At 66.2% G+C, this 12,756-nt stretch carries 9 protein-coding genes; 3 read left to right on the top strand and 6 right to left on the bottom strand.

The genetic code is table 11. The features are described from left to right. Positions 1-61: 61 nt before the first annotated feature. The 6 genes from msrA to H7A76_RS27985 all read right to left on the bottom strand — a co-directional run bounded on the left by msrA (position 62) and on the right by H7A76_RS27985 (position 7,848). Positions 62-526 (bottom strand): peptide-methionine (S)-S-oxide reductase MsrA, encoded by a 465-nt coding sequence (msrA, locus tag H7A76_RS28010; RefSeq protein WP_260498099.1) that lies wholly within the window; start codon positions 524-526, stop codon positions 62-64. Further along, positions 523-1,566 (bottom strand): glycine betaine ABC transporter substrate-binding protein, encoded by a 1,044-nt coding sequence (locus H7A76_RS28005; RefSeq protein WP_221775400.1) that lies wholly within the window; start codon positions 1,564-1,566, stop codon positions 523-525. Before H7A76_RS28005 ends, msrA begins: the two co-directional genes overlap by 4 nt. Before the next feature lie 8 nt (positions 1,567-1,574). After that, a complete protein-coding gene (locus tag H7A76_RS28000; protein WP_185701526.1) occupies positions 1,575-3,650 on the bottom strand; it encodes an ATP-binding cassette domain-containing protein in 2,076 nt (691 codons plus the stop codon). 113 nt (positions 3,651-3,763) lie between these two features. Beyond that, a complete protein-coding gene (locus tag H7A76_RS27995; protein WP_185701525.1) occupies positions 3,764-4,732 on the bottom strand; it encodes an aliphatic sulfonate ABC transporter substrate-binding protein in 969 nt (322 codons plus the stop codon). 186 nt (positions 4,733-4,918) lie between these two features. Then, positions 4,919-6,193: a Zn-dependent hydrolase gene (locus H7A76_RS27990; protein WP_185701524.1), complete on the bottom strand. Its 1,275-nt coding sequence runs from the start codon at positions 6,191-6,193 to the stop codon at positions 4,919-4,921. A 167-nt stretch (positions 6,194-6,360) separates the two neighbouring features. Next, positions 6,361-7,848, bottom strand: coding sequence for an NCS1 family nucleobase:cation symporter-1 (locus H7A76_RS27985; protein WP_185701523.1), 1,488 nt, complete (start codon positions 7,846-7,848; stop codon positions 6,361-6,363). Between the two features lie 618 nt (positions 7,849-8,466). Between H7A76_RS27985 and hydA the strand changes: the two genes are divergently transcribed. The 3 genes from hydA to preA all read left to right on the top strand — a co-directional run bounded on the left by hydA (position 8,467) and on the right by preA (position 12,727). Beyond that, entirely contained in the window at positions 8,467-9,906 is a 1,440-nt protein-coding gene (gene hydA, locus H7A76_RS27980) for a dihydropyrimidinase (protein WP_185701522.1), read from the top strand. A 155-nt stretch (positions 9,907-10,061) separates the two neighbouring features. Then, complete coding sequence (locus H7A76_RS27975) at positions 10,062-11,429, top strand: NAD(P)-dependent oxidoreductase (RefSeq protein ID WP_185701521.1); 1,368 nt, start codon at positions 10,062-10,064, stop codon at positions 11,427-11,429. Next, positions 11,426-12,727 (top strand): NAD-dependent dihydropyrimidine dehydrogenase subunit PreA, encoded by a 1,302-nt coding sequence (gene preA, locus H7A76_RS27970; RefSeq protein WP_185701520.1) that lies wholly within the window; start codon positions 11,426-11,428, stop codon positions 12,725-12,727. The genes H7A76_RS27975 and preA overlap by 4 nt, the downstream gene beginning before the upstream one ends. The last annotated feature ends 29 nt before the right edge of the window (positions 12,728-12,756 follow it).

The following is a 12,756-nucleotide window of genomic DNA, read 5'->3' as shown; positions in this document are numbered from 1 at the left end:
GACACCATCGCGGGCAAGTCGGATCGCCGCCCGCTCGCTCCTACAGAGGCGTCCCACCCACTCAGATATGGCAACTGCTCAACCCATTCTTCTCCAGATACCGCTGGTGCGCTTCATCCGCCAGGTCGAAGCGGCCCAGGGGCACGATCACCGTGGCCACAGGCTTACCCAAACGCCCCGACTCGTGCAGGGCCAACTTGGCCAACTGCGCCTGTTCCGCCTGCACGGTATTGGCATAGAAGATCGCCGAGCGGTACTTCACTCCGCCATGCTCGCCTTGGCGATCCACCGAGGTCGGATCATGCAGGCCCCAGAAGTGTTCGATCAGGCGGCTGTAAGCCAGCAGTCGCGGGTCGAAGTCCACCTGCACCACCTCGATCTGCACCGCCTCGTCGCCCGCCTCCACGGCATAACCCACCCGGGTATCCAGCACTCCCGGCAGTGCGCGGAACGCCGCTTCCGCGCCCCAGAAGCAGCCGGCACCGAAGGTCGCCTGTTCCAGGCTATTCAGCGGCGCTCCGCTCATTGCGCCACCCCCACCTTCTCGCCGCTGGCGCCCAGCCAGCCGTCGACGACCTGCGGGTGCGCCGCCACCCAGGCCTTGGCCGCCTGCGCCGGCGGTTGCTGCTCTTTCTCGATCTTCAGAATCAGGTCGTTGAGCGCCTGCGGGTCAATGCTGAAGTTCTCCAGGAACGCCGCGATCCGTGGCGCGCGTTTTTGCAGGGCGGTGGACGCCAGCACATACACCCGGGCATCGGGGTAGGCACAGGTGATCTTGCTCTGGGCCAGCCAGTCGGCGCTCACCGTCGGGCTGATGAATTTCCAGCAGCCGTCGGCCTTGTACAGCGGGTCGCCCTTCTTGTTGTCCTGGGCGTAGCCGTCGAACGCCGGTTCTTCCAGGCGCCGAAGGTCGAAGGCGGAGAAGATCCAGTCCGGGGTGTAGGCGTAGAACACCACGCCGCGCTGGGCCTTGTAGGCGCTGGCGAGCTTGGCGTAGGTCACCGCGGCTTCGGTGGACACCGATTCGAATTTATCGGCGAAACCGAAATCCTTGGCCTTGACCTGGCCGATATAGGTCGACTCCCAGCCCGCCGGGCCCACCAGCAACTGCGCCTTGCCGCCGCCCAGGGGCTCGAAGAGTTTCGCCACCTCGGGTTTCTGCAGGTCGTAGACCGACTTCACCCCGTACTTGTCTTGCAGGTAACCGGGGATATAGAAGCCCTGCACCCCGAGGTACGGCTGCTTGTTCGGCACCAGGGAACGGCTGCCGCCGCTGACGTACTTGGCCCAGGCGGCGGACTGATTGGGCAGCCAGATATCGGTCAGCACGTCCACCGAGCCGTCGCCCTTGGCCGCGGCGGCGAACAGCACCGGTACGTCGCCGGCCAGGTACGACACATCGCCGTCGAGGCGGGTCTTGATCACCTCGCCGAGGATGTTCTGGATGGCGATGGCGCCGGTCCAGTTCTGCTCGCCGATGACGATCTTGTCCTTGGCCAGGGCTGGCAGGGCAAGCCCCAGTGCCAGGGTGGCGGCGCCGAGGGTACGGAAAAGGGAATGACTCAAGGAACACCTCACTTGTGCTGGAAGGCGCGATCCCGCTGGCGCAGGGTCGCTTGAATGATGCGGTCGGGAATCAGCGCGCAGAACACGATGGCCGCGCCGGCCAACATGCCCTCGCCGCCCTTGATGTTGCGCAGCGCGGTCATCACGTCGTAGCCCAGGCCGCCGGCGCCGATCAGCGCCGCGACCACCACCATCGACAGGCTCATCACCAGGGTCTGGTTGATCCCCAGCAGCAGCGAGCCGGCGGCCAGGGGCAGCTCGACCTTGGTCAGGATCTGCCACGGCGTGGCGCCATGGGCCAGGGCCGCTTCGACGGCGGTCCGGGGCACTTCCTGGATGCCCAGGGCGGTGAGACGAATCATCGGCGCCAGGGCGAAGATCACCGTGGCGATCACCGCCGGGGTCTTGCCCACCGAGAAGAACGCCACCGCCGGAATCAGGTACACGAAGGTCGGCAGGGTCTGCATCACGTCCAGCAACGGCGTGATCAGGCGCCGGGCCAGGGCGCGCTTGGCCAGGAGGATGCCGGCGGGAACGCCGATCAGCAGCGACAGCAGCACCGAGGAACCCACCAGGGCCAGGGTGGCGATGGTGCGCTCCCAGAAACCGAACAGGCCGATATAGAGCAAGGCCGCCGCGCTGGTCAGGGCCAGGGCCGCGCCGGCCGAGCGCCAGGCCAGCAGCACCAGGGCCAGCGCCGGCACCGGCCAGGGCAGCCAGCCGAGCAGGCTTTCGGTGCTTTCGATCACCGTGCGCACGGCGACTATCACGCCGACGAAGGTGCTTTCGAAGGTGACCTGGGACCAGCCGATCAACTGGTCGATGGCCGCCGCGGTACTCAGCAGGGCCTGGCGATCGGCGGGAAATTGCAGCCAGGGCCCGCTGGCGTCGACCGCCAGCACGCGCCACAGCACCAGGCCCTGGCACAGCAGCAACACCAGCCACGGCAGGCGCCAGTCGGAGCGCCCCTGGCGGCTCGGACGGCGGGCCAGGGTCACGCTGAGCAGGCGGCTGAGCAGCAGGCCGAGCAGCGCCAGCCCGGCCCAGCCCAGGCCGGCGGTTGCCAGCCACTGGCCCAGGGCGCTGGCCGCCGCCAGTTCCAGGGCGAAGCCCAGCCAATACAAGGCGCCATGCCCGCTGGCGGCCAGGGCCGCCGGCCCCAGCAGCAACGCCTGCCAGAAGGCAAAGCCCGGACGCACCGGCGCCGGCGCGAGCGTGGCTTGCCGCGCCGCCAGCGGCGTTGCCGCCACGGTATCGCTGCGCGCGCCATGCTCCTGGAAGAAGTCCGCCACCTCGGCATCCGCCGGGTGTTCGAGCAACTCATCGGGCGTGCCCAACTGGATCAGCCGGCCCTGGCGCAGCACCGCGATGCGGTCGGCCAGGCGCAGGGCCTCGGCGGGGTCGTGGGTCACCAGCAAGGTGGTGATGCCACGCTCGCGCACCAGGCCCAGGAAGTGCCCCTGCAACTCGCGGCGGATGGTCGGGTCCAGCGCGCTGAAGGGCTCGTCCATCAGCAGGATGTCCGGTTCGCTGACCAGCGCCCGGGCCAGGCCGACCCGCTGCTGCATGCCGCCGGACAGTTCATGGGGGTAATGCTCGCCCCAGCCCGCCAGGCCCATGGCGTGCAGTTGCACATCGGCCGCGGCCTGGCGCAGCGCCTCGGGTTCGCCGCGCAGTTCCAGGGGCAAGGCGACGTTGTCGCGCACGTTGCGATGGGGCAGCAGGCCAAAGTGCTGGAACACCATGCCGATGCGCCGCGAGCGCAGGGTGCGCAGGTCCCGGGGCACCAGTTGGCCGATGGCGGTGCCGTCGATCAGCACCTCGCCGCTGCCGGGTTCGATCAGGCGATTGATATGGCGCAACAGCGTCGACTTGCCGCTGCCGGAGGTGCCCATCAGGCACAGCAGCTCGCCACGCCGCACGCTGAGGCTGACCTGCTGCACCGCCGGCGCGCTGCTTCGGTCGCGGCGGCTGGCGTAGGTCTTGGTCAGGTTGCGCAGCTCCAGCACCACTTCGGCGTTGTCCGCAAGGAGGGTGGACGAGGCTGGAACGGCAAAAGCCTCTTGGGGTTGAACGGCAGACACGGGAACTCCTGGCGCCGGGCGCGGGATGGCGTGGCCGGCGGTGACAAAGAAAAAGGGAGGGACCTGCTTGGCTGTAGGCGCCGGCCTGTCGGCGAAAGCGGCCTAACGCCCCACTACAAGGATGTGGGACTCCACAATTGCACCGCCCGGGCATCCACCGGCTTGGGCAGGAGCTTTTCCTGGTAGAAGGCATCGGCGATCTTCTGCTGCTCGCCCAGGGCGTCGGGCTTGACCGCTTCCACCTGATAGGTGCGGCGGCTGTTGGCCAGCTCCACCGTGGGCACGTCGAGGTTGCCCCACAGCGGCCCGAGCAACTGCGCCGCCTGTTGCGGGTGCGCCTTGACCCAGGTGCCGGTCTTCTGCAACTCGCTGAACACCTGCCGCAGGACTTCGGGATGGGCCTTGGCATAGTCACTGGACGCCAGGTAGTAGCGGCGGTAGCTGGCCAGCCCCTGGCCGTCGTGCAGCACCCGTGCGCCTTGCTGGCGCTCGGCGCTGGCGACGAAGGGTTCCCAGGTGACCCAGGCATCGACCTTGGCGGTTTCCAGGGCGGCGCGGCCATCGGCGGGGGTCAGGTACACCGGCTGGATATCGGCGAAGCTCAAGCCCGCCTCGCGCAATGCGGCGATCAGCAGGTAATGGCTGCCGGCGGCCTTGGTCACGGCGATGCGCTTGCCCTTGAGATCGGCCAGGGACTTGAGCGGCGAATCCTTGCCGATGACGATGGACTGGGCCGCGGGCGATGGGGTCTCGGTGGCGAAGTAGGTCAACCGGGCGCCGGCGGCCTGGGCGAACACCGGCACGGTGTCGGCGACATCGGCGCTGATATCGACATTGCCCACGTTCAGCGATTCGGCCAGGGGCAGGCCGCTGGTGAACTCATGCCAGGTAATGTTCACCCCCTGCCCCGCCAGTTGTTTTTCCAGGGTGCCCTGGGCCTTGAGCACCGCCAGCAGGGTCGAGGATTTCTGGTAGCCGATGCGCAGGCTGGTGTCGGCCAGGGCGTTGCAGGCCATGCCCAGCGCCAGCACGGCAAGGACGGAGAGCGACAAGCGACGAGGCGAAACATGGGGCTGGCGCATGGGGGCGGACCTTCTGGGAGAGGAAAGTCACTAAAAGCTAATCGATCTAATAAATCTAAAATAAATAATTTTTAGGAATTAGCTTAGTGTCAGCCAAACGTTCGTCACCCATGCAAACCTGTAGCCGCTGCTGAGCCTGCGAAGCTGCGCACGAGGACGCAGTCCTCGCAGGCCGGGAATCGGCAGTCAGGATTTCAGACTGACGGCCTGGGAGGCGGCGAGCATGGCGCGTAGCAGCACCGCGCAGCCGGCGGCCAGGTCGTCGGGGTCGGCGTTCTCGATTTCGTTGTGGCTGATGCCGCCTTCGCAGGGCACGAAGATCATCCCCGCCGGGCCCAGTTCGGCGACGAAGATCGCGTCGTGCCCGGCGCCACTGACGATGTCCATATGCGACAGGCCCAGGCCCTCGGCGGCGTCGCGCACGGCCTCGACGCACTCCTTGTGGAAGTACAGCGGCGGGAAGTCCGCCGTCGGGGTCAGCTCGAAACTCAGGCCATGTTCCTCGCACGTGTGCTCGATCACCTGGCGCACCTCGGCGATCATCGAGTCCAGGCGCGCGGGCTCCAAGTGCCGGAAGTCCAGGGTCATGCGCACCTCGCCGGGAATCACGTTGCGCGAGCCCGGGTAGGCCTGCAGGCAACCGACGGTGCCGCAGGCGTGAGGCTGATGGCCGAGGGCCGCGCGGTTGACCGCCGCCACCACCTGCGCGGCACCGACCAGGGCGTCCTTGCGCAGGTGCATCGGGGTCGGGCCGGCATGGGCCTCGACCCCGCGCAGCTTGAGGTCGAACCACTTCTGCCCGAGGGCGCCGAGCACCACGCCGATGGTCTTGCGCTCGTCTTCGAGAATCGGCCCCTGCTCGATGTGCGCCTCGAAATAGGCCCCCACCGGATGCCCGCTCACCGGCCGGCTGCCGGCATAACCGATGGCGTCCAGCGCCGCGCCGACGCTGATGCCCTCGGCATCGGTCCTGGCCAGGGTGTCCTGCAGGGTGAACTTCTCGGCGAACACCCCGGAGCCCATCATGCACGGCGGGAAGCGCGAGCCTTCCTCGTTGGTCCACACCACCACTTCCAGGGGCGCTTCGGTTTCCAGCTTGAGGTCGTTGAGGGTGCGCAACACCTCCAGCCCGGCCAGCACGCCAAAGCAACCATCGAACTTGCCCCCGGTGGGCTGGGTGTCGATATGGCTGCCGGTCATCACCGGTGGCAACTGCGGATTGCGCCCGGGACGGCGGGCGAAGATGTTGCCGATGCCGTCCACGCTGACCGTGCACCCGGCCTCCTCGCACCAGGTGACGAACAGGTCGCGGGCCTGGCGGTCGAGGTCGGTCAGGGCCAGGCGGCAGACCCCGCCCTTGACCGTGGCGCCGAGCCGGGCGAGCTCCATGAGCGACTGCCACAGGCGGTCGCGGTTGATGTGCTGATGGCTGGATTGCAGAACGTCGACGGCAGCGTTCATGGTGATCTCCTCAGGCTTTTCGGGTTGTGGTGGACGAGGTTGGGCTCGTCGGAAATGCGCCGGTGGTAGATAGATCCCATCGCGGGCAAGCCTCGCTCCTACAGGTATGTGCAATCTGTAGGAGCGAGCGCGCGGCGATGCGACTTGCCCGCGATGCTCTCAATGCATCACACCGGCGTCTTGGCGCTCACGCCCTGCGGGCTGCGCAGGTTGCACAGGCCGTAGTAGATGAGCCCGCCCAGGGCCGAACCGGTGAACCAGCCGTAGCTGTAGAACCAGTTGAAGGCACTGCTGCCCAGCGACATCAGGGTCAGCGCCACCGGGATGGCGAAGGCGATGAAGCCGTGCCAGTTCCACGCCGGGTACACGTCATCGCGGTACAACCCGGCCAAGTCCAGGCGTTGCCGGCGGATGACGAAGTAGTCCACCACCATGATCCCGGCGATCGGCCCCAGGAGGCTGGAGTAGCCCAGCAGCCAGTTGGAGTACACGGTTTCCAGGCTCACGTCGGACACCAGCAGGCCGAGCTTCTTGAGCAGTTCGTGGCCCATCAGCGCCAGCCCCACCAGGCCGGTGAGGATCACCGCCGTGGTGCGGCCGATCAGCTTGGGGGCGATGTTCTGGAAGTCGTTGGTGGGCGAAACGATGTTGGCCGCGGTGTTGGTCGACAGCGTGGCGATGATGATCAGCGCCATGGCCACGGCCACCCAGCCCGGGCTCTGGATATGCCCGATCAGGCTTACCGGGTCGGAGACCGTGACCCCCACCAGCTTGGCCGAGGCCGCGGTCATCACCACGCCCAGGGCGGCGAACAGGAACATGGTCAGCGGCAGGCCGAAGATCTGCCCCAGCACCTGGTCCTTCTGGCTCTTGGCGTAGCGGCTGAAGTCCGGGATGTTCAGCGACAAGGTGGCCCAGAAACCGACCATGGCCGTCAGCCCGGCCATGAAGTAGCCGGTGACGCTGGCGCCTTCGGGACGCTTGGGCGGGATCGCCAGCAACTCACCGAGCGACACGCTGGGCAAGGCCCACACCAGCAGCCCGAGGCCCACGGCCACCAACAGCGGCGCCGACAAGGTCTCCAGCCACTTGATCGATTCCGCGCCGCGCAGCACCACCCACAGGTTGAGGGTCCAGAACAGCATGAAGCCGATCACCTCGCCAGTGCCGCCCAGGGCCTTCCAATCCGCAAAGATCGAGCCGAGGAACAGGTGGATGGCCAGGCCGCCGAACAGGGTCTGGATGCCGAACCAGCCGCAGGCCACCAGGGCGCGAATCAGGCACGGCACGTTGGAGCCGATGATGCCGAACGACGAGCGCAGCAGCACCGGGAACGGAATGCCGTACTGGGTGCCGGCGAAGGCATTGAGGGTCAGCGGCAGCAACACCACGATGTTGGCCAAGAGGATCGCCAGCAGCGCCTCGCCGACGCTCAGGCCGAAGTAGGCGGTGAGCACCCCGCCCAGGGTGTAGGTCGGCACGCAGATCGACATGCCGATCCACAGCGCGGTGATGTGCCACTTGTTCCAGGTGCGGTCCTGGACCTTGGTCGGGGCGATGTCGTGGTTGTAACGGGGGCTGTCGAGTACGTCGCTGCCGGCGTCCAGCTCGTACAAGCCGGCGCGCTCGGTCACCTGGGATCTGATCTGTTGCATGGCCGCTCCACTGTTGTTCTGGTTATTGTGCTCATCGGCCAGCGACCCCTGGATCGGGCGCCGGACGATGGCCGGAGAACTGACACTTCCACCCTCCGGCGTGACGATCCGTGGCGGCACTCAATAAGTGTGCCGGTAAGCCCAGGTTCGTGACTGACCCGTTGATGGAATCCATGTAAGCAACTGATGTAACTCAGCTTTGTTCAAATAACTTTCAGGTCTTCGGTTAGTTGCCAGGCCACTCAGGCAAGGTAGCTGGCAAGTTGCCACTTAGATCAAGACCCAAATAGGTGCACCGCACTTTCAACAACGATATCCGATTCGTTCTCGTACCTCTTCAAGCCGCTGATAGGACATGGAAAATCTCGACTATTTTTCGATCCTGTCAAGTGCGTCAAAATGGTGAACGCCTGCACAATTTCAGGGATTTTTATTTTTTATCGTTAAATTTCAATAAGTTATTTTAAATTTAAGCTTATAAAAAATATTCTTGATGTTTCCTTGAAGTAAGACTAGCGTTTAATCCTGACACCGCTGACAGGATTATTTAGTTGTCAGTGCGTTCAATAAAAAAGTTAGAACCGGCAAGCAGCCGGTCATGCCTGCGAGGAACTCGGAATGTCTCTGTTGATTCGTGGCGCCACCGTTATTACCCATGACGAAAGTTATAAAGCCGATGTCTTGTGCGCAGAGGGCCTGATTAGAGCCATCGGCACTCATCTGGACATTCCCGCAGGCTGCGAAGTGCTCGACGGCAGCGGCCAGTACCTGATGCCCGGCGGCATCGATCCCCACACCCACATGCAACTGCCCTTCATGGGCACCGTGGCCAGCGAGGACTTCTTCAGCGGGACGGCGGCGGGCCTGGCCGGCGGCACCACCTCGATCATCGACTTCGTGATTCCCAACCCCCGGCAATCGCTGTTGGAAGCCTTCCACCAGTGGCGCGGCTGGGCCGAGAAATCGGCCAGCGACTATGGCTTCCACGTGGCCGTGACCTGGTGGAGCGAGCAGGTGCGCGAGGAAATGGCCGAGCTGGTGCGGCATCACGGGGTCAACAGCTTCAAGCATTTCATGGCCTACAAGAACGCCATCATGGCCGCCGACGACACCCTGGTGGCCAGCTTCGAGCGCTGCCTGGAACTGGGCGCGGTGCCCACGGTGCACGCCGAGAACGGCGAGCTGGTGGACCACCTGCAGCGCAAGCTGCTGGCCCAGGGCATCACCGGGCCGGAAGCCCATCCACTGTCGCGGCCATCCCAGGTCGAGGGCGAAGCCGCCAGCCGGGCGATCCGCATCGCCCAGACCCTGGGCACGCCGCTGTACCTGGTGCACGTGTCCACCCGCGAGGCCCTGGACGAAATCACCTATGCCCGGGCCCAGGGCCAACCGGTCTACGGCGAGGTGCTGGCCGGGCACCTGCTGCTGGACGACAGCGTGTACCGCAACCCGGACTGGCAGACCGCCGCCGGCTACGTGATGAGCCCGCCCTTCCGCCCGCGCGGCCACCAGGAGGCGCTGTGGCATGGCCTGCAAGCGGGCAACCTGCACACCACCGCCACCGACCATTGCTGCTTCTGCGCCGAGCAGAAGGCCGCCGGGCGCGAGGACTTCAGCAAGATCCCCAACGGCACCGCCGGCATCGAGGACCGCATGGCCGTGCTGTGGGACGAAGGGGTCAACAGCGGGCGCCTGTCGATGCAGGAGTTCGTCGCCCTGACCTCCACCAACACCGCCAAGATCTTCAACCTCTACCCGCGCAAGGGGGCGATCCGCGTCGGCGCCGATGCCGACCTGGTGCTGTGGGACCCGGCCGGCACCCGGACCCTTTCCGCCAAGACCCACCACCAGCAGGTGGACTTCAACATCTTCGAAGGCAAGACCGTGCGTGGCATCCCCAGCCACACCATCAGCCAGGGCCGGCTGGTGTGGGCCGACGGCGACCTGCGGGCCGAGCGCGGCGCCGGGCGCTACGTCGAGCGCCCGGCCTACCCGACGGTGTTCGACCTGCTGAGCAAGCGCGCCGAAGCCCACAGGCCCACTGCCGTCAAACGCTGAGATCAGGGGGCGCTGCCCCCTATCGCGAGCAAGCTCGCGCCTACAAGAACGCAGCCCCCTGTAGGAGCGAGCTTGCTCGCGATCCGGGCGCTCGCGCCCGGTTGAAAAACAATGCCCATCAGAGGCATTCGATAAAAAAACCTGAGGCCAGAACCGTGATCCAGACCCTGAACCACTTGCCCCGTCCGACCCTGGACGGCGCCACCCTCGCCGAGCATTTCAGCGACCTGGCGCCCCCCCTGACCCCACGCCAGGCGCAGCTGGAAGCTTCGCGCTGCCTGTACTGCTACGACGCGCCGTGCGTCAACGCCTGCCCCAGCGAGATCGACATCCCCTCGTTCATCCGTCACCTCCACACCGACAACGTCCAGGGCGCGGCGCAGAAGATCCTCGCGGCGAACATCCTCGGCGGCAGCTGCGCCCGGGTCTGCCCCACCGAGGTCTTGTGCCAGCAGGCCTGCGTGCGCAACAACGCCCAGGAATGCGCGCCGGTGCTGATCGGCCAACTGCAGCGCTACGCCCTGGACAATGCGCAGTTCAGCCAGCATCCGTTCCAGCGCGCCGCCGCCACCGGCAAGCGGATTGCCGTGGTCGGGGCCGGCCCGGCCGGACTGTCCTGCGCCCACCGCTGCGCCTTGCACGGCCATGAGGTAGTGATCTTCGAGGCGCGGGAAAAAGCCGGCGGCCTCAACGAATACGGGATCGCCAAGTACAAGCTGGTGGACGATTTCGCCCAGCGCGAACTGGAGTTCCTGCTCGACGTCGGCGGCATCGAGATCCGCCATGGCCAGGTACTGGGCGACAACTTGAGCCTGAGCGAACTGCACCAAGAGTTCGACGCGGTATTCCTCGGCCTGGGCCTGGCGGCCAGCAAGCGCCTGGGCCTGGAGCACGAGGACGCCCCCGGGCTGCTGGCGGCCACCGACTACATCCGCGAGCTGCGCCAGGCCGACGACCTTGGCCAGTTGCCCCTGGCCGAGCGCTGCATCGTCATCGGCGCCGGCAATACCGCCATCGACATGGCGGTGCAGATGGCCCGCCTCGGCGCCCGCGACGTCAACCTGGTGTACCGCCGTGGCGCCGCCGACATGGGCGCCACCGGCCATGAGCAGGACCTCGCCAAGGCCAACCAGGTGCGGTTGCTGACCTGGGCCGCTCCCGAGCAGGTGCTGCTGGACGATCAGGGCCGGGTGCGCGGCATGCGCTTCGCCCGGACCCAGCTGGTGGAGGGCCGCCTGCACACCACCGGCGAAACCTTCGAGCTGGCCGCCGACGCGATCTTCAAGGCCATCGGCCAGGCGTTCGACAGCGCCAGCCTGGGCGATCCACTGGCCCGGGAGCTCAAGCGCAGCGGCGATCGCATCGCCGTGGACGAGCAACTGCGCACCAGCATTCCCGGGGTCTACGCCGGTGGCGACTGCACCAGCCTCGGCCAGGACCTCACCGTCCAGGCCGTGCAGCACGGCAAGCTGGCCGCCGAGGCCATGCATGCCCAACTCATGCTCAACGTGGAGGCTGCGTGATGGCCGATCTGTCGATTGTGTTCGCAGGAATCAAGGCGCCCAACCCGTTCTGGCTGGCCTCCGCGCCGCCCACCGACAAAGCCTACAACGTGGTCCGCGCCTTCGAGGCGGGCTGGGGCGGCGTGGTCTGGAAAACCCTCGGCGAAGACCCGGCGGCGGTCAACGTGTCGTCGCGCTACTCGGCGCATTTCGGCGCCAACCGCGAGGTGCTGGGGATCAACAACATCGAGCTGATCACCGACCGTTCCCTGGAGATCAACCTCAGGGAAATCACCCAGGTGAAGAAGGACTGGCCGGACCGGGCGCTGATCGTCTCGCTGATGGTGCCTTGCGTCGAGGATTCGTGGAAACACATCCTGCCGCTGGTGCAGGCCACCGGCGCCGATGGCATCGAGCTGAACTTCGGCTGCCCCCACGGCATGCCGGAACGCGGCATGGGCGCGGCGGTGGGCCAGGTGCCGGAGTACGTCGAGCAGGTGACCCGCTGGTGCAAGACGTACTGCTCGCTGCCGGTGATCGTCAAGCTGACGCCGAACATCACCGACATCCGCCAGTCGGCCCGCGCCGCCCATCGTGGCGGGGCCGATGCGGTGTCGTTGATCAACACCATCAACTCCATCACCAGCGTCGACCTGGAACGCATGGTGGCCCACCCGATGGTGGGCAGCCAGAGCACCCACGGCGGCTACTGCGGCTCGGCGGTCAAGCCGATCGCCCTGAACATGGTGGCCGAGATCGCCCGCGACCCGCAGACCCATGGCCTGCCGATCTGCGGCATCGGCGGTATCGGCAACTGGCGCGATGCCGCGGAGTTCGTGGCCCTGGGCTGCGGCGCGGTGCAGGTGTGCACGGCGGCGATGCTGCATGGCTTTCGTATCGTCGACGAGATGCAGGATGGCCTCTCGCGCTGGATGGACAGCCAGGGCTACCACAGCCTGCAGGACTTCTCCGGGCGGGCGGTGGGCAACACCACAGACTGGAAGTACCTGGATATCAACTACCAGGTGATCGCTAAAATTGACCAGGAGGCGTGCATCGGTTGCGGCCGTTGTCATATCGCCTGCGAAGACACTTCGCACCAGGCCATCGCCAGCCTCAGGCAAGCGGACGGCACCCATAGATATGAAGTGATCGACGACGAATGCGTGGGCTGCAACCTGTGCCAGATCACCTGCCCAGTGCAGGATTGCATCGAGATGGTGCCGCAGCAGACCGGCAAGCCGTTCCTCGACTGGCTGCACGACCCCCGCAACCCCCACCGCGAGACCACAGAAGCAGCCACAAGCGGCAAGTTTTAAGCGACAAGTCGCAAGCTTCAAGCTCCTAG

The sequence above is a fragment of the Pseudomonas sp. MSSRFD41 genome (assembly GCF_014230245.1).
In the GTDB taxonomy this organism is placed as follows: Bacteria; Pseudomonadota; Gammaproteobacteria; order Pseudomonadales; family Pseudomonadaceae; genus Aquipseudomonas; species Aquipseudomonas piscis.
Note: the sequence above shows the minus strand (reverse complement) of the source record. Positions and strands in the feature narration are given on the sequence as shown.

Excerpts from the sequence above, each read along its gene's own strand:
- H7A76_RS27995 (WP_185701525.1), bottom strand. The coding sequence starts at position 4,732 with ATGCGCCAGCCCCATGTTTCGCCTCGTCGCTTGTCGCTCTCCGTCCTT.
- msrA (WP_260498099.1), bottom strand. The coding sequence starts at position 526 with ATGAGCGGAGCGCCGCTGAATAGCCTGGAACAGGCGACCTTCGGTGCC.
- H7A76_RS27985 (WP_185701523.1), bottom strand. The coding sequence starts at position 7,848 with ATGCAACAGATCAGATCCCAGGTGACCGAGCGCGCCGGCTTGTACGAG.
- H7A76_RS27990 (WP_185701524.1), bottom strand. The coding sequence starts at position 6,193 with ATGAACGCTGCCGTCGACGTTCTGCAATCCAGCCATCAGCACATCAAC.
- hydA (WP_185701522.1), top strand. The coding sequence starts at position 8,467 with ATGTCTCTGTTGATTCGTGGCGCCACCGTTATTACCCATGACGAAAGT.